The sequence below is a fragment of the Rhodococcus sp. ACS1 genome, assembly GCF_002300155.1.
Classification (GTDB): domain Bacteria; phylum Actinomycetota; class Actinomycetes; order Mycobacteriales; family Mycobacteriaceae; genus Rhodococcus_F; species Rhodococcus_F koreensis.
On sequence record NZ_NSDZ01000001.1, the window covers coordinates 1142278 to 1164576 of the forward strand.

At 68.3% G+C, this 22299-nt stretch carries 23 protein-coding genes; 8 read left to right on the forward strand and 15 right to left on the reverse strand.

All coding sequences use genetic code 11. From position 1 onward, the window contains the following. Positions 1–25: 25 nt before the first annotated feature. The 8 genes from ahcY to CJ179_RS05515 all read right to left on the reverse strand — a co-directional run bounded on the left by ahcY (position 26) and on the right by CJ179_RS05515 (position 9185). Positions 26–1510 carry an adenosylhomocysteinase gene (gene ahcY, locus CJ179_RS05480; RefSeq protein WP_095860853.1) on the reverse strand — a complete coding sequence of 495 codons (1485 nt, stop codon included), beginning with the start codon at positions 1508–1510 and terminating at the stop codon, positions 26–28. A 90-nt stretch (positions 1511–1600) separates the two neighbouring features. Beyond that, complete coding sequence (locus CJ179_RS05485; protein WP_072937625.1) at positions 1601–2221, reverse strand: TetR/AcrR family transcriptional regulator; 621 nt, start codon at positions 2219–2221, stop codon at positions 1601–1603. A gap of 144 nt (positions 2222–2365) precedes the next feature. After that, positions 2366–3874 (reverse strand): amino acid permease, encoded by a 1509-nt coding sequence (locus CJ179_RS05490; RefSeq protein ID WP_072937624.1) that lies wholly within the window; start codon positions 3872–3874, stop codon positions 2366–2368. 28 nt (positions 3875–3902) lie between these two features. Beyond that, a complete protein-coding gene (locus CJ179_RS05495; RefSeq protein ID WP_095860854.1) occupies positions 3903–4829 on the reverse strand; it encodes a cation diffusion facilitator family transporter in 927 nt (308 codons plus the stop codon). Positions 4830–4903: 74 nt separating this feature from the next. Then, positions 4904–6145 (reverse strand): mannose-6-phosphate isomerase, class I, encoded by a 1242-nt coding sequence (gene manA, locus CJ179_RS05500; RefSeq protein ID WP_095860855.1) that lies wholly within the window; start codon positions 6143–6145, stop codon positions 4904–4906. Beyond that, on the reverse strand, positions 6145–7224 hold the full coding sequence (locus tag CJ179_RS05505; RefSeq protein ID WP_072937621.1) for a tobH protein: 1080 nt from the start codon (positions 7222–7224) through the stop codon (positions 6145–6147). Before CJ179_RS05505 ends, manA begins: the two co-directional genes overlap by 1 nt. A gap of 93 nt (positions 7225–7317) precedes the next feature. Then, positions 7318–8685, reverse strand: coding sequence for a phosphomannomutase/phosphoglucomutase (locus CJ179_RS05510; protein WP_095860856.1), 1368 nt, complete (start codon positions 8683–8685; stop codon positions 7318–7320). A 104-nt stretch (positions 8686–8789) separates the two neighbouring features. Continuing rightward, entirely contained in the window at positions 8790–9185 is a 396-nt protein-coding gene (locus CJ179_RS05515) for a DUF3499 domain-containing protein (protein ID WP_072937619.1), read from the reverse strand. A gap of 80 nt (positions 9186–9265) precedes the next feature. On the opposite strand from CJ179_RS05515, the gene CJ179_RS05520 reads away from it, so the two are divergent. Continuing rightward, entirely contained in the window at positions 9266–9757 is a 492-nt protein-coding gene (locus tag CJ179_RS05520) for a metallopeptidase family protein (protein ID WP_072937618.1), read from the forward strand. On the opposite strand, the gene CJ179_RS05525 is transcribed toward CJ179_RS05520, so the two are convergent. Beyond that, entirely contained in the window at positions 9758–10018 is a 261-nt protein-coding gene (locus CJ179_RS05525) for a WhiB family transcriptional regulator (RefSeq protein WP_167372239.1), read from the reverse strand. A gap of 498 nt (positions 10019–10516) precedes the next feature. Between CJ179_RS05525 and cofD the strand changes: the two genes are divergently transcribed. The 3 genes from cofD to CJ179_RS05540 are packed head-to-tail and all read left to right on the forward strand — an operon-like array spanning position 10517 to position 13420. Then, entirely contained in the window at positions 10517–11500 is a 984-nt protein-coding gene (cofD, locus tag CJ179_RS05530) for a 2-phospho-L-lactate transferase (RefSeq protein ID WP_095860857.1), read from the forward strand. Continuing rightward, on the forward strand, positions 11497–12861 hold the full coding sequence (locus CJ179_RS05535; protein WP_095860858.1) for a coenzyme F420-0:L-glutamate ligase: 1365 nt from the start codon (positions 11497–11499) through the stop codon (positions 12859–12861). Before cofD ends, CJ179_RS05535 begins: the two co-directional genes overlap by 4 nt. Positions 12862–12871: 10 nt before the next feature. Then, positions 12872–13420, forward strand: coding sequence for an NUDIX hydrolase (locus CJ179_RS05540; RefSeq protein WP_072951194.1), 549 nt, complete (start codon positions 12872–12874; stop codon positions 13418–13420). A gap of 14 nt (positions 13421–13434) precedes the next feature. Here CJ179_RS05540 and CJ179_RS05545 read toward each other — a convergent pair whose 3' ends face one another. The 3 genes from CJ179_RS05545 to rfbD are packed head-to-tail and all read right to left on the reverse strand — an operon-like array spanning position 13435 to position 16286. Next, complete coding sequence (locus CJ179_RS05545) at positions 13435–14514, reverse strand: sugar phosphate nucleotidyltransferase (RefSeq protein WP_072951197.1); 1080 nt, start codon at positions 14512–14514, stop codon at positions 13435–13437. After that, a complete protein-coding gene (locus CJ179_RS05550; protein WP_095860859.1) occupies positions 14504–15403 on the reverse strand; it encodes a glycosyltransferase family 2 protein in 900 nt (299 codons plus the stop codon). Before CJ179_RS05550 ends, CJ179_RS05545 begins: the two co-directional genes overlap by 11 nt. Before the next feature lie 34 nt (positions 15404–15437). Next, positions 15438–16286 carry a dTDP-4-dehydrorhamnose reductase gene (rfbD, locus tag CJ179_RS05555; protein WP_095861064.1) on the reverse strand — a complete coding sequence of 283 codons (849 nt, stop codon included), beginning with the start codon at positions 16284–16286 and terminating at the stop codon, positions 15438–15440. Positions 16287–16408: 122 nt separating this feature from the next. Between rfbD and CJ179_RS05560 the strand changes: the two genes are divergently transcribed. Beyond that, positions 16409–17887 carry an LCP family protein gene (locus tag CJ179_RS05560; RefSeq protein WP_095861065.1) on the forward strand — a complete coding sequence of 493 codons (1479 nt, stop codon included), beginning with the start codon at positions 16409–16411 and terminating at the stop codon, positions 17885–17887. 23 nt (positions 17888–17910) lie between these two features. After that, positions 17911–18630: a TIGR03089 family protein gene (locus CJ179_RS05565; protein WP_095860860.1), complete on the forward strand. Its 720-nt coding sequence runs from the start codon at positions 17911–17913 to the stop codon at positions 18628–18630. Here the strand turns inward: CJ179_RS05565 and CJ179_RS05570 are convergent. After that, positions 18615–18995, reverse strand: a complete 381-nt coding sequence (locus CJ179_RS05570) for a hypothetical protein (protein WP_179377527.1) — start codon at positions 18993–18995, stop codon at positions 18615–18617. The genes CJ179_RS05565 and CJ179_RS05570 overlap by 16 nt on opposite strands. Before the next feature lie 532 nt (positions 18996–19527). On the opposite strand from CJ179_RS05570, the gene CJ179_RS52605 reads away from it, so the two are divergent. Continuing rightward, positions 19528–19773 carry an endonuclease domain-containing protein gene (locus tag CJ179_RS52605; protein ID WP_257015375.1) on the forward strand — a complete coding sequence of 82 codons (246 nt, stop codon included), beginning with the start codon at positions 19528–19530 and terminating at the stop codon, positions 19771–19773. Between the two features lie 75 nt (positions 19774–19848). Here the strand turns inward: CJ179_RS52605 and purE are convergent, their stop codons facing one another. After that, a complete protein-coding gene (gene purE, locus CJ179_RS05580) occupies positions 19849–20376 on the reverse strand; it encodes a 5-(carboxyamino)imidazole ribonucleotide mutase (RefSeq protein WP_072951207.1) in 528 nt (175 codons plus the stop codon). Beyond that, entirely contained in the window at positions 20360–21619 is a 1260-nt protein-coding gene (locus CJ179_RS05585; RefSeq protein ID WP_072951210.1) for a 5-(carboxyamino)imidazole ribonucleotide synthase, read from the reverse strand. Before CJ179_RS05585 ends, purE begins: the two co-directional genes overlap by 17 nt. Before the next feature lie 131 nt (positions 21620–21750). Here CJ179_RS05585 and CJ179_RS05590 point away from each other — a divergent pair, with 131 nt between their 5' ends. Beyond that, the gene (locus CJ179_RS05590) at positions 21751–22296 is read left to right on the forward strand and encodes a GtrA family protein (protein WP_072951212.1); all 546 of its coding nucleotides are present in this window, start codon (positions 21751–21753) and stop codon (positions 22294–22296) included. The last annotated feature ends 3 nt before the right edge of the window (positions 22297–22299 follow it).

The following is a 22299-nucleotide window of genomic DNA, read 5'->3' on the forward strand; positions in this document are numbered from 1 at the left end:
GACGGACCGGGGGACGCCGCGGCCTCTAGTACCGGTAGTGCTCGGGCTTGAACGGGCCCTCGACGTCGACGCCGATGTACTCCGCCTGCTCCTTGGTGAGCTTGGTGAGGGTGCCACCGAGGGCCTCGACGTGGATCTTCGCGACCTTCTCGTCGAGGTGCTTCGGAAGGCGGTACACCTCGTTGTCGTACTCTTCCGGCTTCGTCCACAGCTCGATCTGGGCGATCACCTGGTTGGAGAAGCTGTTGCTCATCACGAACGAGGGGTGGCCGGTCGCGTTGCCGAGGTTCAGCAGGCGCCCCTCGGACAGCACGATGATCGAGTGGCCGTCCTTGAACCGGAACTCGTCCACCTGCGGCTTGATGTTGATGCGGGTGATCTCACCGGAACGCTCGAGGCCGGCCATGTCGATCTCGTTGTCGAAGTGACCGATGTTGCCCAGGATGGCCTGGTGCTTCATCTGCTTCATGTGATCGAACGTGATGATGTCCTTGTTGCCCGTGGACGTGATGATGATGTCGGCCCAGCCGATGGCCTGCTCGACCGTCTTCACCTCGAAGCCGTCCATCAGTGCCTGGAGGGCGTTGATGGGGTCGACCTCGGTGACCGCGACGCGGGCACCCTGCCCGCGCAGCGCCTCTGCGCAACCCTTGCCGACGTCGCCGTAACCGCAGACGAGCGCGGCCTTGCCGCCGATCAGCACGTCGGTGCCGCGGTTGATGCCGTCGAGCAGCGAGTGGCGGGTGCCGTACTTGTTGTCGAACTTGCTCTTGGTGACCGAGTCGTTGACGTTGATGGCCGGGAAGACGAGTTCACCGGCAGCAGCGACCTGGTACAGACGCAGGACACCGGTCGTGGTCTCCTCGGTGACGCCCTGGACCGACTCCGCAACCTTCGTCCACTTGGTCTTGTCTGCTTCGAGGGACTGACGCAGCAGGGCGAGGAACACCTTGTACTCGTCGGAATCCTGGTCGTCGTCGGTGGGCGGCACGACGCCCGCCTTCTCGAACTGCGCGCCCTTGAGGACGAGCATCGTGGCGTCGCCGCCGTCGTCGAGGATCATGTTCGCCGGCTTGTCGGCGTCCGGCCAGGTGAGCATCCGCTCGGCGGCCCACCAGTACTCCTCGAGCGTCTCGCCCTTCCACGCGAAGACCGGGGTGCCCTGCGGCTCCTCCGGTGTGCCGTGGGGGCCGACGACGATCGCGGCGGCGGCGTGATCCTGCGTCGAGAAGATGTTGCACGAGGCCCAGCGGACCTCGGCGCCCAGCGCGGTGAGCGTCTCGATGAGCACGGCCGTCTGGATGGTCATGTGCAGCGAACCGGAGATGCGAGCACCCTTGAGCGGCAGCACCTCTGCGTACTCGCGACGGAGGGCCATCAGTCCCGGCATCTCGTGCTCGGCGAGCCGGATCTCCTTGCGGCCGAACTCGGCGAGCGAAAGGTCCGCCACCTTGAAATCGATCCCGTTACGGCTCTCGGCCACGGGCGTGGTTGAAACTGAGGTCGTCATCTGCCTCTCCTGGTTGACTGCTGTTTCGGTCAAGGCTATCGGTACTGCGGCCCGGGGGTCACACTCACGTGACGCTGCGCGGCCGGGCGATCACTCCCGATCGGCTCCGCCGACCGCCTCGTCCACGAAAGGACCCAGAAGAGCACCCAGATCCTCGGCGACGTTGGCCTCGGATTCGGGTGGCATCGAGATGTAACTCATAGCGAGACGCACGATGGCGCGGCTGAGGATCCCCGCGTCCGACGGGTTCGCCCGCACCCAGCCCCGCTGGAACACCTCGGCGAGCCGCGTCGACGCCCGCTCGATGATCGGGGCGCTCTCGGTCGTGATCAGCCGCAGCAGGTCGGGCTTGGTCTCGCCGCGCAGAAGTGACTGCACCAGAGGGTCGGACAGGCTGGCCGCGAAGAACGCGGTGAAACCGGCGAGCAGCGCGGCGCGGCCCTGCCCGACGTTCGTCACCAGCGCCTCGTCGACCGCGTCGACCAGTTCGTCGGCGAGCCGGAGGGCGTACGCCTCCGCCAGCCCCTGCCTGGACTTGAACTCGTTGTAGAGCGTCTGCCTGCTCACCCCGGCACCGGCCGCGACATCCGACATCGTGATGTCGGACCAGTCCTTCTCGAACAGGAGATCCCGCATCGCGTCCAGCACCGACTGACGCAGCAGCAGCCGCGCAGCCTCCTGATAGGGCACCCGGACACGCGACGAAGTCATGGCGACGACCTTAGTGCCCCGCTTTCGCCGCACCGTAATCCGGTCGGCTCCGCTCGTCCGGGGAGTCGTCCCAACGAATTACGGCGGCACACCACCGCGAGGCACCGAAACCCCCTGCGCCCCAGCAGGACACCCTCCGGCGTGTCAGACCTCGCCGCGGCTCCGCCGCTCCATCATCGAGTGACGGCGACTGTAGGCGAAATAGATGATCACACCGAGCACCATCCACACGATGAACCGGATCCACGTCTCGACGGACAGGTTGACCATCAGCCACACGCAGGCGAGAACCGCGAGGATGGGCACCACCGGCACGAACGGGACCCGGAATCCGCGGGGCAGGTCCGGGCGGGTGCGGCGCAGCACGATCACGCCGATCGACACGAGGACGAACGCGAACAGCGTTCCGATGTTCACCATCTCCTCGAGGGTGCCGATCGGGAAGACGCCCGCCAGCACGGCCACCACGACACCGACGAGCACGGTGATCCGAACGGGGGTGCCGTGCTTGCCGGTCGGCGCCAGCCGCCTCGGCATCAGCCCGTCCCGGGACATGGCGAACAGCACGCGGGTCTGCCCGAGCATGAGGACCATCACCACGGTGGTCAGGCCGGCCAGTGCACCGAACGAGATCAGGTTCTTCGCCCACGTGATCCCGTGAATGCCGAAGGCGGTGGCCAGATTGGAACTGTCCCCGGCCAATTCGTGGTAGTCGACCATGCCGGTGAGCACCAGCGTCACCGCCACGTACAGGATCGTCACGATCAGCAGGGAGCCCAGGATTCCGCGGGGCAGCGCCTTCTGCGGATTCTTCGTCTCCTCGGCGGTGGTGGCGACGATGTCGAACCCGATGAACGCGAAGAATACGAGGCTGGCCGCCGCGAGCAGCCCGTACCAGCCGAACGTGCTGCCGCCCGCGCCCGTGGCGTACGAGAACAGGGACTGATGGATACCCTCGCCCGTGCTGCCCGCCTCGGACGGCGGAATGTACGGCGAGTAGTTGTCGGGGTCGATGTAGAACGCGCCGACGACCACGACGACCAGGACGACGGCCACCTTGATCGAGGTGATCACGAGTGAGACGCGCGACGACAGCTTGGTGCCCGTCGCCAGCACGACGGTGATGATCGCGACGATGAGTACCGCGCCCCAGTCGAATTTGACCGAGCCGATCTGCGCGATCGGCGAATGGTTGCCGATCACCTCACCGAGATAGAGCGACCAGCCCTTCGCCACGACCGACGCGGCGAGCGCGAATTCGAGGATGAGGTCCCAGCCGATGATCCACGCGACCAGTTCACCGAACGTCGCATAGGAGAACGTGTACGCGCTGCCCGCGACCGGAACGGTCGAGGCGAACTCCGCGTAGCAGAGCGCGGCGAGGCCGCACGCGATGGCGGCGATGACGAACGCCGCCGACACCGAGGGACCCGCGACGTTGCCTGCGGTGCGCGCGGTGAGCGTGAAGATGCCGGCACCGATGACGACTGCGACACCGAAGACAGTCAGGTCCCACGCCGTCAGATCCTTGCGGAGTTTGGTCTCCGGTTCGTCGGTGTCGCGGATCGACTGCTCGATCGACTTGGTGCGGAACAATCCGGTCGGCCTGCCGCCGATATCCGGTCCTCCGCTGCCTTTGTCCTGGATGGCCACATCAGCCTCCTCAATCGAAAGTTGCCGTTCAGCCTATGCCTTCGGTTGCCCGGAACAGGTCGGGTTCGATGTAGATGCGGCGAGCCGCCGGGACGGCGCCCCGCACCCGCGCCTCGGCCTCGTCGATGGCCTCGGCGATCGTGCCGATGTCCGAACCGGGGGCCATCGCCACTTTCGCCGCCACGAGGATTTCCTCGGGCCCGAGGTACTGCGTCTTGCAGTGGATGACGCGCTCGATCTTCTCGCCGTCGGCGAGGGCGGCGAGGATCTTCGCCTCCTCGTCGGCGGTGGCGCCCTCACCGATCAGCAGGCTCTGCATCTCGACGATGAGGATGATCGCGATGACGCCGAGCAAGGCGCCGATGCAGAGGGTGCCGACCCCGTCCCACACCGGATCGCCGGTGAGCATCGTCAGCCCGACACCGCCGAGCGCGAGCACGAGACCGACCAGTGCGCCGGTGTCCTCGAGAAGCACGACGGGTAGCTCCGGGCTGCGCGACGTGCGGATGAATCCCCACCAGCTCGCCTGCCCCTTGAGCGGACGCGACTCCCGCATGGCGGTGAGGAAGCTGAACCCCTCGAGCGCGATGGCGATCACCAGGATGACCACCGCCACGAGTGGCGACGACAGTTCCTCGGGATGCTGGATCTTGTGGATGCCCTCGTACATCGCGAACAGCGAACCGAGGCTGAACAACACGAGCGCGACGACGAACGAATAGAAGTAGCGGCTGCGCCCGTAGCCGAACTGGTGCAGATCGTCGGCGGCGCGTTCGGCCTTCCTCTGGCCGAGCAGGAGCAGGCCCTGATTGGAGGTATCGGCCACCGAGTGCACGGATTCCGCCAGCATGGACGACGAGCCGGTGATCAGGAAGCCGGCGAACTTGGCAACCGCGATACCTGCATTGGCACCGAGCGCGGCGAGAATCGCCTTCTTTCCCCCATGAGCCGACAACTGACTCCTCCTCTCGGTCGCACACGACCCTCACGACGACGGGCCGCGGAGGCCTTCCCGGATCGCAGGGCGGCTCACAGGCTACGCGCGATCGGGGAGCCAACCCTCGCACTGAACAACTGGGCACACTCGGTGCCCGCCGTCACCACCACTTCGGGGTCCTCGGCCGCGATCCAGACGGCGTTTCCCTGGGAGAGTTCGAGGCCGTCGGTTCCGCACCGCAGCTCCACCGAACCCGAGGTGCACAACAGAATGTGCGGCCCATCCGAGTCGAGCCGGTGCTCCGCCGGGCCGGCCGGTGACAGATCGATCCGCGCGAGGACGAATTCCGGCGCCGGCGTCGAATACACGAATTCGCCCCCGCCTGGCCGCTCCCGAGCCTCCAGGATCGGAATGTCGACGGTGTCGAAATCGAGGACACGCAGCAACTCCGGTACGTCCACGTGCTTCGGCGTCAGTCCCCCGCGCAGCACGTTGTCGGAGTTGGCCATGATCTCGACCGCCATCCCGTGCAGGTAGGCGTGGAGGTTGCCGGCGTCGAGGTACAGACCCTGCCCCGGTTCGAGGGTGACCCGGTTCAGCAGGAGCGCGGCGAGCACACCCGCATCCCCCGGGTACACCTCGCTCAGTTCGAGGGCAGTGCGGACCTCCGCCGCGAATTCACCGTCCTTGGTGTTCGACAGATAGTCGACGCATCCGTCGAGCACCCTCGGCATCAGCGCACCGAGCACGGGCTGCGGCAACGTGATCCACGTGGTGAACAGCGCGCGGAGACCGTCCGAGTCGGGTTGGCCGGCGATCAGGCCCACGTAGGGCTGCAGTTCCGGAACGGCGATCGCCTCGAGCAGCTTGACCGTGCGCTGAGGGTCCCGGAAGCCGGCGAGCGCGTGGAACCTGCTGAGGGCCACGACGAGTTCGGGTTTGTGGCTGGCGTCCTTGTAGTTGCGCACGGAGGACTCGAGGGGGATTCCCACCTCGTTCTCCCGGGCGAAGCCCTCCCACGCCTGCTCGGCGCTCGGGTGCGCCTGCAACGACAACGGCTCCTCCGACGCGAGCAACTTCAGGAGGAACGGGAGGCGCTCGCCGAACGTCTCGACACTGCGCTTCCCGAGCTGACGTTCGGGCTCCGCGTGCACCAGGTCCAGAAGAGACCGGGGCCCCTCGTCGGTGATGACGCGGGCGGGATCACCGGGGTGCGCGCCCAGCCACAGTTCCGCCTCCGGATGGGCCGTGGGAACCGGAAGTCCGCGCAGCTGTGCGATGGCGGTGCGCGATCCCCACGCGTAGGACCGGAGCGCACCTTCGAGTCGGTGCACTAGATACCGCCGATCAACTGTAGATACGCGGCAGTCATGTCGAGCCTGCCGACCAGGACCGCCGCCTGTTCCAATTCGGGGCGCTGCGAGGGAACCTGCCCCTCGTCGGACGACGCGACGACGAGGTCGACGTCGCCCAGGACCGCGATCCTGCGTTCGACGAGCATCCGGTCGGCATCGGCCGACAGCACGAACGTGCGCACCGGGCTCGCCGGCGGCGGACCGTCCAGTTCGGGATCGTGGAAGATCGAGTCGTGCGCGGAGAGCGCCTGGTCGACGCGGAACGTGCCCGCCGCGCTCAGCACGTCCGGAAGCTCCGACGCCGTCGCCACGCGGCCAGCGTGCAGCAGCGCCTCGGCGCCGTGCCGGGCCAACTCCACCGTGCTCTCCGTATCACCGGTCAGCACGATGCGGCGTCCCTGCATGCGGGAGGCCAGAGACTTCGCGGGGTTGTGGAACACCTCGCTGTTCGGCCGGTCGCGCAGCGCCTCACCGTCGACCGCGTCGGCGAGTTGCTCGAGGTCGGGGACCTCGTCGCCCCAGCGTTCCGAACCGACCACCCGCAGGACGGCCAGCAGAACCGCGAAGTACCGGAGCAGACCGTGCCGGGTCAGTGCCCGGACCCGCGGCGCGAACATGACGACGCGTCCGGCCGCTGCCGCCTGCAAGGGTCCCTCGTCCGGTGCTGCGACCACCACTTCGGCGCCGCGCCGGACCGCCGCGTCGACGGCCTGCACGAGACGGGGGTCGCCTGCGTCGTCGCCGGCCACCACGACCACATCGAGCGGACCCACCCAGACGGGGGTCCGGGTGGCGCGCACCAGCGGGAATCCGATCCGTTCGGCGAGGACCGCCGTCAGGATCCCGGCACCGCGGCTGGCCCGTCCCGCGCCGGTGACCACCACCACGCTGCGCGGACGCAGCCCCTGAAGTCGTTCGAGAGCCCCTTCCTCGACCGCGGACCGGGTGGCCCGGATCTGGGCACCCCCCATTGCGGCGGAACGGAGTACGCCCTCGGTGTCCGCGGAAACCAGTGCGTCCCCGTCGTCCAGATCGAGCAGGGGCGTCGGCGCTGTCATGACACCGCACCCCCTTTCTTCGTCAGTGCAAGCCTCATCAGTGCAAGCCACATTCGCAGCACGAGCAGAACCTTGTTATTCCAACTATGGCAGTCAGGCTCGGACGATGCCCAATATCTCGGTAACGAGTGCATCTACGTCTGCCGTCGTGGGCGCTTCGACGTTGAGTCGCAGCAGCGGTTCGGTGTTGGAGGCGCGCAGGTTGAACCACGCGTCGCCCTGCAATTCGACCGTGACACCATCGAGCCGGTCTACACCCGAGGTGCGATCGGCGAACGCCGCCACCACCGCGTCGGTCCGCTCGGCGGCGTCCGACACCGTCGAATTGATCTCTCCGGACGCCGCGTACCGCTCGTACTTGGCCATCAGTTCGGACAGCGGACGGTCCTGCTCCCCCAGTGCCGCGAGGACGTGCAACCCGGCGAGCATGCCGGAGTCGGCGCCCCAGAAATCGCGGAAGTAGTAGTGAGCGGAGTGCTCGCCACCGAAGATCGCCCCCGTCTCGGCCATCTGCTGCTTGATGAACGAATGCCCGACCCGGGTGCGCACCGGGTGTCCACCCAGTTCGGTGACCAGTTCCGGCACGGCGCGGGAGGTGATGAGGTTGTGGATGACGGTTGCGCCCGGCTCCTTGGCCAGCTCACGCTCGGCCACCAGGGCCGTCACTGCGGACGGCGACACCGGGTTGCCGAGCTCGTCGACCACGAAGCAGCGGTCGGCGTCACCGTCGAAAGCCAGACCGATGTCGGCACCGGTCTCCCGGACGTACCGCTGCAGATCCACCAGGTTGGCCGGGTCGAGCGGATTCGCCTCGTGGTTCGGGAACGTGCCGTCGAGTTCGAAGTACAGTGGCTGCAGCTTCACCGGCATCGGCTCGAACACTGCGGGGACGGTGTGCCCGCCCATGCCGTTGCCCGCGTCCACGGCCACCGTCAGCGGCCGGAGGCCGGACAGGTTCACCAGCCCGCGGACGAAACTCGCGTACTGCTCGAGCACGTCCTCCTCGGACACCTCACCCGCGGCGCCGTCGTACGCGGGCACCCCGTCGACGACCTCCGCGGCGATCGCGGCGAGGCCCGTCTCCTGCCCCACCGGCTTCGCGCCCGCGCGGCACAGCTTGATGCCGTTGTACTTCGCCGGGTTGTGGCTCGCGGTGAACATCGCACCCGGGCAGTCGAACAGTCCCGACGCGAAATACAGCTGATCGGTGGACGCGAGTCCGATGAGCACGACGTCCAGACCCTGGGCGGTGACACCGTCGGCGAACGCGCGGGCGAGTTCCGGGGACGACGCACGCATGTCGTAACCGATCACGACCTTCGTGGCACTCTCCGCGCGGACGAGTCGTGCGAACGCGCCACCCACGTCCTGCACGAACGCGACATCGATTTGTTCACCGACGACACCCCGCACGTCGTAAGCCTTGATCACGGCATGTACGGACTCGGCTGATCGCGCCACTTCTGTTTTCTCCTTTTCGAGCACCAGTGCTGGCGCAAAGCCTAATGCCTGCCCGTCGCGGGCACGGCACGCCGCGGACCGCAGGCCCGGGACGAGCTGGGACGTCAGTTGGCAGGGTCGGGAAGAACCCGCAGGTGGCCACGCCGGCCGGTACGAGCCGGGCCGGGCTGGGTGCCGGTTTCGGCGCGCTCCTCGGTGGACACGGTCCGCTCGGACCTTCCGCGATCGCCGAGGCCCGCCTCCCGCACGGCCTCCGCCAGCGCGGTCAGATCGTCCTCGTCCGGGGTGCTCGACGAAAATCCGCCCTCGTACCGAACCAGTTCCCAACCCTTGGGTGCGGTGATCCTCGACGCGTGCGTTTCGCACAGATCCCACGAGTGCGGCTCGTCGACAGTTGCGAGCGGGCCGACGACGGCGGTGGAGTCCGAGTAGACGTACGTGAGCGTCGCGACAGCGGGGTTCTTGCACCCGGGGCGGCAGCATCGACGCAGAGATCTCACAGCTAAGAAGCCTAGCCCCACGAAGGCCCGACACCTACTCGGACACACCGACAGTGTCCGGCTGTCGTAATGTCCACTCCATGTCCAGAGCACGACGCAGGCGTCCCGTCACCACCCGATCCGTCGACCGACGGGGACGTGGGATCCGCGGGTCCGTGTTCCCCCCGGACGCGCCGGCGCGACGCAGCCGCGCGGAGAAATTCGATCTGGTGGTTCTGGAGGCGTTCGCGCCGATCGACTCACGCTGGCGTGAACGCCTCACGAAGTTGGACATCGCTGTCGACGAAGTCCCGAAGATTCATGCGCTCGACCCGGATTCGGTCAACTGGCCCGCCGAGGTCGTGGCGGACGGGCCCGTGCCGCTGTCCCGGTTGATCCCGGCAGGCATCGACCGGCACGGATCCACGACGCGGGCGCGAGTCGTCCTGTTCCGGCGACCGCTGGAACAGCGCGCCAAGGATCCGGACGATCTCACCGACCTGGTGCACGACGTGCTCGTACAGCAGGTGAGTACCTACCTCGGAGTCGAACCCGAGGTCATCGACCCGGATCTGCCGGGCGATGATGACTGACTAAACGATCCCCCGCTTCAGCCGCCGGCGCTCACGCTCCGACAGACCACCCCAGATACCGAACCGCTCGTCATTGGCCAGTGCGTAGTCGAGGCATTCGTCCCGCACCTCGCAGCCGAGGCAGATGCGCTTCGCTTCTCGGGTGGAGCCCCCCTTTTCGGGGAAGAAGGCCTCAGGGTCGGTCTGCGCGCAAAGTGCACGTTCCTGCCACTGATCCTCGATGGTGTCGAACAATTCGTCGAAACCGGTCACCAGACTCAATACCGGGCGGGGGCCCGCCGTCTCGACTTCCTGCGCGACGAGTTCCGGCACAGGAATTTCTTTCACACTGCTTTCTTGCACACTTATTTGTTGCACACCGTCTTCTTGCACACAGACTTCTTGAACACAGACGCCGTCCGCTGCGCCTGCTTCGGAATTGGTCTGCGGTTCGTCGCTTACTGTGCTCCAGCGAGTCTCCGACTCGAGCTGCTCATTGGGCATCGTTCCGCCTCCTCACCTGTGATAGCGCAGAAAATTTTGATCGATCATGTACCCCGAACCGAACACCCCTGCCACCCCGTTCGAACAACCGTTCGAATTGATCCCCGCTGCAAGTGATTCCACGTCCGCAACGTTGGAATGACATATTTGTGATTAGACACGCCCAGCGTGTCGCGGTCAAGCTAACGGCAAAAAGTCGATTACTATTTCGCGCTCTCCAATCGCCCTGGGGAAGCAGCCCACCGGACGCCGACGGCCACCGCCTAGGCTTGCACCGTGAACGTGACTGTATTGGTTGGCGGGGTCGGTGGGGCCCGGTTCCTGCAAGGGGTGCGGCGGCTTCTCGGTGTTGATGCGCCGGATGGTGGGGGTTCGTCGCATCGGATCACGGCGGTGGTCAATGTCGGTGACGATGTGTGGATGCACGGGTTGCGGATCTGCCCGGATCTGGACACCTGCATGTACACCCTCGGCGGGGGTATCGACCCGGTGCGGGGGTGGGGGCATGCGGGTGAAACCTGGAACGCGAAGGAGGAACTCGCCGCGTACGGGGCGAAGCCGGAGTGGTTCGGGCTCGGCGACCGGGACATCGCGACGCATCTGATCCGCTCCCAGATGCTGCGGACGGGGTATCCGTTGTCGGCGGTCACCGAGGCGTTGTGCAACCGGTGGCGGCCGGGTGTGACGTTACTGCCGGTCACCGACGATCGGAGTGAGACTCACGTGGTGATCACCGACCCGGAGGACGGGGAGCAGCGGGCGATCCACTTCCAGGAGTGGTGGGTTCGGCACCGCGCGCAGGTCCCGACGCACAGCTTCGCGCACATCGGCGCCGAGCAGGCGTCCCCGGCGCCGGGGGTGCTGGAGGCGATCGAGGGCGCCGACATCGTGTTGCTGGCGCCGTCGAATCCGGTGGTCAGCGTCGGGGCGATCCTGGCGGTGCCGGGGATCCGGGGGGCGCTGCGCACCACCACCGCGCGGGTGGTCGGGGTGTCGCCGATCGTCGGCGGGAAACCGTTGCGCGGCATGGCCGACGAATGTTTGGACGTGATCGGGGTGGAAACCTCCGCGGAGGCGATCGGGCGCTGGTACGGGGCGCGCAGTGGCACGGGGATCCTCGACGCGTGGCTGGTCCACGACACCGACACCGCCGACGTCCCCGGGGTGGCCGTGGCCAGTGTGCCGTTGCTGATGTCCGACCCGGACGCCACCGCCGCGATGGTGCGGGCGGCGCTGGACGTGGCCGGGGTGACCCTGTGACCGCACCGACCGGTGCATCCCGGGTGGATCACGCGCCGGGCGGGGCGATCGAGATCCTGCCGGTGACCGGGTTGCCGGAGTTCCGGCCCGGCGACGACCTGGCCGCCGCGATCGTCGCGGCGGCGCCGTGGCTGCGCGGTGGTGACGTGCTGGTGGTGACGAGCAAGGTGTTCTCGAAGGTGGAGGGCCGGATCGTGCCGTCCCCGGCCGATCCGGAGGAGCGGGACGCGGCCCGCCGGCGGCTGGTGGAGCAGGAAGCGGTCCGGGTGGTCGCCCGCAGGGGCCGGACGTTGATCACCGAGAACCGGTTGGGGATCGTGCAGGCCGCGTCCGGTATCGACGGCTCGAATGTGGAGGGTACGGAACTGGCGTTGCTGCCGGAGGATCCGGACGGCAGCGCCCGCGGGCTGCGGGAGGCGATCGCCGGGGCGCTCGGTGTCACGGTGGCGGTGGTGGTCACCGACACGATGGGGCGGGCGTGGCGCAACGGCCAGATCGACGCCGCGATCGGTGCGGCCGGGGTGCCGGTGCTGCACGGGTACGCCGGGGCCCGGGACTCGCAGGGCAACGAACTCATGGTGACGGAGGTCGCGGTGGCCGACGAGATCGCCGCGGCCGGGGATCTGGTGAAGGGCAAGCTCGGTGGGGTGCCGGTCGCGGTGGTCCGGGGTCTGGGTTTGGCCGACGACGGGTCGCGGGCGCGGGATCTGATCCGGGCCGGTGAGGAGGACCTGTTCTGGCTCGGTACCGCCGAGTCGGTGGAGCGGGGGCGGGCGGAGGCGGTGCTGCTGCGCCGCTCGGTCCGGGAGTTCGCCGACGATCCGGTCGATCCGGGTGCGGTGCGGGCGGCGATCGGAGAGGCGTTGACCGCCCCGGCGCCGCATCACACCCGGCCGGTGCGGTTCGTGTGGGTCCGCACCCGCACGGTGCGCGAGGAGTTGCTGACCGCGATGCGGGAGCGGTGGCGCACCGACCTGACCGCGGACGGTATGGACGGGGCGGCGGTGGCGGCGCGGGTGGCGCGGGGGAACATCCTGTTCGACGCGCCGGAGGTGATCGTCCCGTTCTGCGTGCCCGACGGTGCGCACGCCTACCCGGATCCGCGTCGGCGGGCGGCGGAGGCGACGATGTTCACCGTCGCGGTCGGTGCGGCCGTGCAGGGGCTGCTGGTGTCGCTGGCGACCAAGGGGATCGGCAGCTGCTGGATCGGTTCGACGATCTTCGCCCCGGACACGGTGCGCGGTGTCCTCGACCTGCCCGACGACTGGCAGCCGCTCGGCGCGATCGCCGTCGGCTACCCCCTCGAACCACTCGCACCCCGCCGGCCCACCGACCCCGGCGACGCCCTCATCGAGAAATGACCCACACACCATGAGCGCCGAATCACTGCACCGCACCGCGACCGCCGCGCTCGAGGGCTGGAAGACGCTCGACGAGAACGACGAATCGTTGCGGCACACCATGCTTGCGTTCCTCGCCTCCGCGCCGCTCGGGTGCCTGCGTGAGTACGCGCCCGGACACATCACGGCCTCCTCCCTCGTCCTGGACGAGGGAGGGTGTCATGTGCTGCTCACCCTGCATCCCCGGGTCGGCCGGTGGATCCAATTGGGTGGGCACTGTGAGCCTTCCGACGACACCGTCGTCGACGCCGCACTGCGGGAGGCGTGCGAGGAATCGGGGATTCCCGACCTGCGGATCGACCCCGAACTGCTGTCGGCGCACACCCACCCGATCACGTGCTCACTCGGACAACCCACCCGGCACCTGGATCTCCGGTTCCTCGTCCGCTCGCGTGCAGGCGCCCACATCGTGCGAAGCTCCGAATCGACGGATCTGCGCTGGTGGCCGGTGGACGCACTGCCGCCGAACGCGGAGAAGTCCACGATCGACCACCTCGTGCACCTCGCCGGATTGCGCTAGGGGCGCTTCATCTCTCACACGTCCGTGCTGAACCGCACCCCGCCGTCGGGCAGCGTCACGCCCGGCCACACCCGGGCCCCGCGCAGCAGTTCGCACCGGGCGCCGATGTCTGCGCCGTCACCGATCACCGCGTCCCGCACGAGGGCCCGCGGACCGATGCGCGCGCCGAAACCGATGATGGACCGTTCGACGGTCGCTCCGGCCTCGACGACGGCGCCGTCGAACAGCACTGCGCCGTCGAGTCGTGCGCCCGCACCCACCTCGGCGCCGCGGCCGACGACGGTTCCGCCGATCAGCAGCGCGCCCGGCGCGACACCCGCCCCGGGGTGGACGAGCGATTCGCCGCGCGGCCCGTCGAGCGCAGGCGACGGAGCGATGCCGCGCACCAGGTCCGCGGACCCGCGCACGAAGTCCTCGGGAGTGCCCATGTCGCGCCAGTACGACGAGTCGACGTGCCCGTAGACGCGGGCGTCCTCGGCCAGCAGCGACGGGAACACCTCACGCTCCACCGACACCGGACGGCCCTCGGGGATCCGTTCGATGATCTCGCGCTTGAAGACGTAGCAGCCGGCGTTGATCTGGTCGGTCGGCGGGTCCTGCGTCTTCTCGAGGAACGCGGTGACCCGGCCGTCGGCGTCGGTGGGCACGCAGCCGAACGCCCGCGGATCCCCCACCCGCACGAGGTGCAGGGTGACGTCCGCGTCCCGGTTGCGGTGGGTGTCGAGGATCGCCCCCAGATCGGTGCCGCCGAGGACGTCGCCGTTGAAGACCATGGCGTGGTCGCCGCGCAGCTTCGGCAGAACGTTGCGGATGCCGCCACCGGTGCCGAGCGGTTCGGTCTCTGTGACGTAGTCGATCTCGAGACCGAGCTTGGAGCCGTCGCCGAAGTACTCCTCGAAGACCTCCGCCTTGAAGGACGTGCCGAGCACCACGTGCGTGATCCCGGCCGCCCCGATCCGCGCCAGCAGATGCTGGAGGAACGGCAGACCCGCCGTCGGCAGCATGGGCTTGGGCGCCGACAGGGTCAGCGGGCGAAGCCTCGTTCCCTGACCGCCGACCAGCACCACTGCATCGGTCGTCTTCTCAATTGCCATGAGTCGTTCCCCCCTCGTTCTGGTTTCTGCGTCGTTCCCGGACTGCGGCAGCCACGGCGATCTTCGACCGCACTGCCAATCCTCCCCGAAGTGCCCACCGCAGCGGCGCCTGCCACCAGTGGGGATGACGATCGGCCTGGAACCGGTACGCGCTCTGGTGGTGAGCGGGCAGCATCAGTTCCGGATGCTTGCCCGCGGCGTGCCCCTTCGCGTGGGTGACCTCGGCGGAGGGCACGTACACGTTGAGCCACCCGGCCTTGCCCAGGCGGTCGCCGAGGTCGACGTCCTCCATGTACATGAAGTAGCGGGAATCGAAGCCGTTGATCGAGTCGAAGGCGACGCGACGCATCAGCAGGCACGAACCGGACAACCAGCCGACGGACCGCTCGCTGACCGTCTCGTTCTCCTGGCGGTAGCCGGCAGTCCACGGGTTGGACGGCCATACCGTGCCCAGCACCGCGTGCCCGGCTCCCGACACGAGGTCGGGCACCTGGCGCGCCGACGGGTAGATGCTTCCGTCGGGTTCCAGAACGAGGGGTCCGAGCGCCCCCGCACGCGGCCAGCGCTCGGCGGCCGCGAGGAGAACGTCGATCGATCCGGGCGCCCAGCGAACATCCGGATTGGCGATGACGACGAACTCGATGTCCTCGTCGATCTCCGCCACAGCCCTGTTGATGGCACCGCCGTAGCCGATGTTCCCGCCGGTGTGCAGCAGGCGCACGTGCTCGTGCGCCGCGTCCGCGGCCTCGGGGGCGCCGTCCGTCGATCCGTTGTCGGCCATCACGACCTGCGGATCTTCTTTCGTTGCCTCGGCGAGAGTGCCCAGGAATTGCTCCAGATGCTCACCTGGCGAATAGGTCACCGTCACCACGGCCAGCTTCGAACTCACGCGGGCAAGCGTAGCCGTTGAAAGGGGGTCCCCCTCACACCGCGGCATGCAGAGCGGCGCGCAACCCGTCCCGCCACGGCCGCAACGGGGTCAGCCCGGCGTCGGCCCACGCGCGCCCGGACAGCACCGAGAACGCCGGTCGCGGGGCGGGGCGCACGAACTGCGCGCTCGTGCACGGCCGCACACGCTGCGGGTCCGCGCCTGCTTCCTCGAACACGGCGCGCGCGAGGGCGAACCAACTTGCCCGGCCCGAGTTGGTGGCGTGGAGTACCGGCGCGTCGACGTCGCTGCGACCGGCCAGTTCGAGCAGCGCATCGGCCAGGTCGCCGGCGAATGTGGGCGAGCCCACCTGATCGTCCACGACGTCGACCGTGTCACGTTCACGCTCGAGGCGGCGCATGGTGGAGACGAAGTCGGAACCCACCCCGCTGTACACCCAGGCGGTGCGCACGACGTGCGCGGACGGAAGGGCAGCGTGGACGGCACGCTCGCCGGCGAGTTTGGTGCGTCCGTACACCGTCGCGGGACCGGTCGGGGCGTCCACCTCGTACGGCGTGTCGCCGTCCCCGGCGAACACGTAGTCAGTGGAGACGTGGATCAGCCGGGCACCCACCCGGGCGCACGCCGCCGCCAGGTTCGCAGGACCGTCCTCGTTCACCGCCCGCGCAGTGTCCTCGTCCGACTCCGCGGCGTCCACCGCGGTGTACGCGGCGCAGTTGATCACCACCGAACCGGCTTCGATCTGCGCAAGCACCGCGTCGCGGTCGGTGATGTCGAACTCGTCCGAGCCCAGTCCCCGGGCCGGAATCCCGGAGGCCTCGGCTCGTCGGAGAAGGTGCCCACCCAGCTGTCCCCGGGCGCCGGTCACAAGGATGTTCGTCACGGCGCCCAGTCTGGCACGCCGATCCACGCCTCCCTGCTCCAGCCGCGTCGACCAGTAGCCTGGTTTCCGTGTCACACGAGCAACCCGCACCAGACGCACCCCCGAGCACCGCTCGGCGGCCGATTCACATCGCTGTCGCGGTGCTGTCGGTGCTCGCACTCGTCGTCACGGGATTCGCGTGGCGGAGCATCGACTCGCTGCGCAACAATCTGGCAACCGCGGGCGGTCTCGGACTCGGCGGAAGCGCCGACGGCGCCGTCGACATCCTCATGGTCGGCACCGACAGCCGCACCGACGCCCACGGCAACCCGCTGTCCCAGGAGGAACTCGACTCGCTGCGGGCCGGCGAGGAGGTGGCGTCCAACACCGACACCATCGTCCTCATCCGCGTGCCGAACGACGGCAGTTCCGCCACCGCCATCTCGATCCCCCGCGACTCGTACGTCGACGTGCCGGGGATCGGCATGTCGAAGATCAACGCCGCCTACGGCGCCACCAAGGAAACCGAGCGGCTGAAACTCGTCGAGGACGGAGCCACCGACAAGGAGGCCGAGGAGGAGTCGACGAAGGCAGGCCGCGAGGCGCTCATCCACTCGGTGGCAGACCTCACCGGCATCACCGTCGACCACTACGCCGAGGTCGGGCTGCTCGGATTCGTCCTCCTCACCAACGCGGTCGGCGGTGTCGACGTCTGCCTCAACGAACCGGTGGACGAGGACATGTCCGGCGCCCACTTCCCCGCCGGGGAGCAGACGCTGAAGGGCGCGGACGCACTGAGCTTCGTCCGCCAGCGCCACGACCTCCCCCGCGGCGACCTCGACCGCATCGTGCGCCAGCAGGTGTTCATGGCCTCGCTCGTCGGCAAGGTGCTGTCCGCGAAGACTCTCAGCGACCCGGGCAAGCTGAACGAACTCAGCGGCGCGGTGCAGCGCTCGGTCGTGCTCGACGACGACTGGGACATCATCGAATTCGCCACCCAGCTGCAGGACCTCGCCGGCGGCAAGGTGCAGTTCGAGACCATTCCGGTCGCAGATCTCAACGGCATGACCGACTACGGCGAGTCCATCGTCGAGGTCAAGCCGAAGGACGTGAAGAAGTACGTGGCCGGTCTCGTCGGCGAGGAGCCCACCGACTCGGAGGACACCACCACCAAGTCCGAGACACCCGACATCGACGCGTCGACCGTCACCGTCGACGTCGCGAACGCGAGCGACGTCGGTGGCCTCGCGAACGGTGTGGCCGACGCCCTGACATCACTCGGCTACGGACAGGGTGAGATCGGCAACTACACGGGCAAAGCGGTGAGCAAGACCACCGTCTTCGCGCATTCCGCGGACGACGACAGCGCCAAGGCGGTCGCGGCCGCGCTCGGCGGGCTCCCCACCGATACCGATTCGACCCTGCCGAAAGGCTCGGTCCGGGTGGTGCTGGCCGGTGACTACCAGGGGCCGACGTCCGCGGAGACCATCAGCACCACCTCGTCGTCCGAGTCCTCGGAGACGAGCCTCGAACCCGTCTCCACGGCAGGAACGACACCCACCCCTGCACCGCCCGGCCCGCCCATCGATGCCGGCTCGTCGGGCCCGCGTTGTGTGAACTAGAAAACGAGAGACGGACTGTGTCCATGAACCATGCGTCCCGCACGCTGACCGACGCCCTGCTCGACCCCATCCTGAAGAACGACCCGGCCGGACCGCGCGTCACGTTCTACGACGACGCGACGGGCGAACGGGTCGAACTCTCGGCCCTCACCCTCGCCAACTGGGCGGCCAAGACCGCCAACCTGCTGCGCGACGAATTCGCCGTCGAACCCGGCGCCCGCGTCGCAGTGCTCCTGCCTGCGCACTGGCAGACCGCCGCGGTCCTCCTCGGCGCCTGGTGGGCCGGCGCCGACGTCGTCCTCGAACCCGATGCGGACGCCGAGATCGCACTCGTCTCCGCTGAGCACCTGGGCGACGTCGAGGACGTTCCGGAGGTCGCGGCGCTGTCGCTGGACGCGTTCGGCCGCCCCGTTCCCGACCTTCCCGTCGGCATCACCGACTACGCCACCTCGGTGCGCGTTCACGGCGACCAGTTCCGGCCGACGGTCGCCGGACCCGCACTGGCGGGCAAGAGCGTCGACGACGTTCTCGCCGCAGCCCTGGCGTCCGCCGAGTCGCACGGGATCACCGGCACCGACCGGGTGCTGTCCGTCGAGGCGTGGGACTCCCCCGACGCCCTGATCGACGGTCTGGTGGCGGTGTTCGCGGCCGGCGCGTCACTGGTGCAGGTCGCCAACGCCGACACCGCGGCTCAGGCGCGGCGCGTGGACACCGAGAAGATCACCCGTCAGCTGTCCCGGTAGCCGCCGTCCGCGAGGCCCGCGGCGATCTCGAACCTGTTCGAGGCGCCGCGGCGCCTCGACTCCTCGAACAGGTACCGCAGCGCGAAGGCCCACCCGTACGTCGCCCACTGGTCGGCGTGGACCGCTTCGTGTCGCAGGAGCGATCTCGCCGGTTCCCGGCCGGTGAGAAACGCACCGCCTATCGTCGTCCCGCCCCGCGCGTACCCACCGCGCATGCCGCTGCACACGAAGAGGCCGAACTCGGCGTCGAACGTGATGCGCGCACCCCACAGCCGGGCATACGCCAACGCCAGCCGAGTGATCGCCGCCGACTGAGGATTCCCCCGCGAAGCCCGGATCATCGGCACCCCGCGGCTACGTTTCATGTGCGCAGGATAAGCGCTCGCGGCAGCGTTCATCCACAACCTCGTGCCCATCCACAGGCGAACCCGAAGTCCCAGTTCGCGCGCCGGAGAGGTGACATGCGCCACCCCATGCTGTCGATCATGAGTGCACACATACGAACCCTGAAAGAACTGACCGACGCGGGAATCCCGCGTAGCACCATCGCCTCCCGGTGTCGGAGCGGCCGCTGGCTACGGCTCTACCGCCGCGACCTCGCACCGCGTTCGATGTCGACGGCCACTCTGCTTCCGACGGTGTCCCCCGCCCAGGCGCTCTTCGACTGCGCCGTCGTCATGCCCGAGCGAGATGTCGCATCACTCGTCGACGCCGAGCTGAATCGAAGCGTCGATCCCGACGAGTTCCGTGACCTCTGCCTCACCCACCGCGGTCGGCATGGGACGCCCGCGGCGCAGCGACTCCTGACACGCTTCCCTCCGCGCGGCGTCGGAACCCGAGCGCGTACTCGGCCGCGAGCTCAGCCTTCGCGGATTCGCACCCGCACCCAACCTGCCGATCGGTCCGTACGTGGGTGATTTCGTGGACGAACGTGCGCGGATCGTCGTCGAGGTCGACGGCCGCGAATTCCACAGTGAGCCCGACGTGTTCAGAGGCGACCGTCGGCGTCAGAATTGGCTCGTCCGGGAGGGGTGGATGGTGCTCCGCTTCGCGGCCTACGACGTGCTGGCCCATCCCGATGCGATCGCCGACGAGATCATCGCCGCCGTGCGTAGACGGCGTCGCAGTCGGCGCCGGAAGTGAACTCAGCCGCCACTCGTTGCCCGACGAGGGCTGTTTCGGCCCTGAAAGAGCGAACAGTGGCGGCTGAGTACGACGTCAGCCCAGCAGCTTGTCGCGGAGGGCCTGATCCTTGCCCAGGACCATCTTCTCGAGCCCGTCCTGGAATGCGACCATCTGCTGCTGCAGGGCGGGGTCGGCGGCACCGAGGATGCGGACGGCGAGCAGGCCGGCGTTGCGTGCGCCGCCGATGGACACCGTCGCGACGGGGACGCCTGCCGGCATCTGCACGATCGAGAGCAGCGAGTCCATGCCGTCGAGGTACTTCAGCGGGACGGGCACACCGATGACGGGCAGCGGGGTGGCCGACGCGACCATGCCGGGCAGGTGGGCGGCGCCACCGGCGCCGGCGATGATCACCTGGATGCCGCGGCCGGCGGCGTCCTTCGCGTAGTCGAGCATGCGCTGCGGTGTGCGGTGTGCGGAGACGACACCGACCTCGAAGCGCACCCCGAATTCGGCGAGCGCCTCGGCGGCGGCCTCCATCGTGGGCCAGTCGGAGTCGCTGCCCATGATGAGCCCGACCTGTGCGCCCTGCCGTGCTGCCGTGTCACTCACCGTGTTCATCCCATCCGTCGGTCCATTCAGCGTGCGAGAGCCAGTGCGCGGCGCGTTCGGCGCGCTCGCGGACCCGTGCCACGTACTCGGGGTCGTCGATCGAGCCGGGTCCGCCGACGATGTTCACGTGCCCGATCTTCCGGTCCTCACGTTCACCCTTGCCGTACAGGTGGATCTTCGCGTCGGGCATCCGGGCGAAGAGGTGGTGGACGCGTTCGTCCATGCTCATCTCGGGCGCGGTCGGCGCGCCGAGCACGTTCGCCATCACCGTGATCGGTGCGAGGGGTGCGGTGTCGCCGAGCGGGTAGTCGAGGACGGCGCGCAGGTGCTGCTCGAACTGTGAGGTGCGGGCGCCGTCCATGGTCCAGTGGCCGGAGTTGTGCGGGCGCATCGCGAGTTCGTTGACGACGAGCGTGCCGTCGGTGGTCTCGAACAGTTCGACGGCCATGGCGCCGACGACACCGAGTTCGGACGCGATACGGAGCGCCAGTTCCTCGGCGGCCTCGGCGACCGCGTCGGGCAGCGCGGGGGCGGGGGCGAGGACCACGGCGCACTGTCCGTGGCGTTGCACGGTCTCCACGACCGGCCACGTGGCGCCCTGGCCGAACGGTGACCGCGCCACCATCGCGGACAGTTCACGCCGCATCTCGACCTTCTCCTCGACCAGGAGGGAGACACCCTTGTCGAGTTGCTGGGTGACGATGCGCTCGGCCTCGTCGGAATCGCCGGTGATCCACACGCCGCGACCGTCGTATCCGCCGCGGACGGCTTTGATGACGACGGGCCAGCCGTGTTCGGCGCCGAACTTCACGACATCCTCGGCCCAGGTCACCTCGGCGAACGCCGGGACCGGGGCGCCGAGTTCGCCGAGCTTGCGGCGCATCGCGAGTTTGTCCTGCGCGTAGATCAGCGCCGTCGGCGGCGGCTGCACGTTGACACCCTCGGCGACCAGGACGTCGAGGTGCTCGGTGGGCACGTGCTCGTGGTCGAAGGTCAGCGCGTGCGACCCGACCGCGGCCCTGCGGAGCGCGTCGAGGTCGGTGTGGCTCCCGAGGACGACGTCGGGGCTCACCTGCGCTGCGGGTTCGTCGGCGGTGCCGGAGAGCACCCGCAGTGTCTGGCCGAGCGCGATTGCAGCCTGGTGGGTCATCCGCGCGAGTTGGCCGCCACCGATCATCGTCACGACGGGTTGCCCGGCGGTCAGATCGCGGGGTGTCGTGGGACGCGGTGTGGAGTCAGAGTTGCCGGTCACGGGTCACTAGTTTGTCACGTCCTGTGCCGGGTTCCGCCGCCGAGGTGGCCGGTCGGCAGTTTCTGTGATTCTCCTGATGATCTCGCCGCCAATTGGTGGTATCCGGTCCGGCTTTCGTAAACTCATCCGTTGTGTCATTTGTCGACGGCGTCCTTGCACGCGTTCCCCAGCCTTTCCGGGCTCTCGCGTTGCGCCATCACGAACTGATCAAGTTCGCGATTGTGGGCGGCACCACCATGATCTTCGACCTCGCGATCTTCTATTCGCTGAGCCTCACGATCCTCGAAGAGAAGCCGGTAGTCGCCAAGGTTCTGTCCGGAATTCTCGCGACGGTCCTGAGTTACATTCTCAACCGCGAATGGTCGTTCAAGAACCGCGGCGGACGGGAACGTCACCACGAGGCCCTGCTGTTCTTCACGATCAGCGGAATCGGCGTCCTCCTCGCCGCCGCGCCCCTGTGGATCGCCAACAACGTGTTCGATATCCGCGAGACGCAGGACAACCTGACCACGTTGGTGATCGTCGACTTCGTGCTCAACTACATCATCGGAAACCTGTTGCAGATGGTGTTCCGCTTCTGGGCCCTCCGCCGGTTCGCCTTCCCCGACGAGAACGTGCATCTCATCGATCCGGACCTCCTCGACGAGACCGCCGAGGAAGAAATCGGCCAACCCTGAGCT

What these genes read in the sequence shown, in the direction of transcription:
- purE (WP_072951207.1), bottom strand. Translation starts at nt 20,376, where the DNA reads ATGAACACGGTGAGTGACACGGCAGCACGGCAGGGCGCACAGGTCGGG.
- CJ179_RS05545 (WP_072951197.1), bottom strand. Translation starts at nt 14,514, where the DNA reads ATGGCAATTGAGAAGACGACCGATGCAGTGGTGCTGGTCGGCGGTCAG.
- CJ179_RS05520 (WP_072937618.1), top strand. Translation starts at nt 9,266, where the DNA reads ATGTCCAGAGCACGACGCAGGCGTCCCGTCACCACCCGATCCGTCGAC.
- CJ179_RS05570 (WP_179377527.1), bottom strand. Translation starts at nt 18,995, where the DNA reads ATGAAACGTAGCCGCGGGGTGCCGATGATCCGGGCTTCGCGGGGGAAT.
- CJ179_RS05505 (WP_072937621.1), bottom strand. Translation starts at nt 7,224, where the DNA reads ATGACAGCGCCGACGCCCCTGCTCGATCTGGACGACGGGGACGCACTG.
- ahcY (WP_095860853.1), bottom strand. Translation starts at nt 1,510, where the DNA reads ATGACGACCTCAGTTTCAACCACGCCCGTGGCCGAGAGCCGTAACGGG.
- CJ179_RS05485 (WP_072937625.1), bottom strand. Translation starts at nt 2,221, where the DNA reads ATGACTTCGTCGCGTGTCCGGGTGCCCTATCAGGAGGCTGCGCGGCTG.
- CJ179_RS05540 (WP_072951194.1), top strand. Translation starts at nt 12,872, where the DNA reads ATGAGCGCCGAATCACTGCACCGCACCGCGACCGCCGCGCTCGAGGGC.
- CJ179_RS05565 (WP_095860860.1), top strand. Translation starts at nt 17,911, where the DNA reads ATGAACCATGCGTCCCGCACGCTGACCGACGCCCTGCTCGACCCCATC.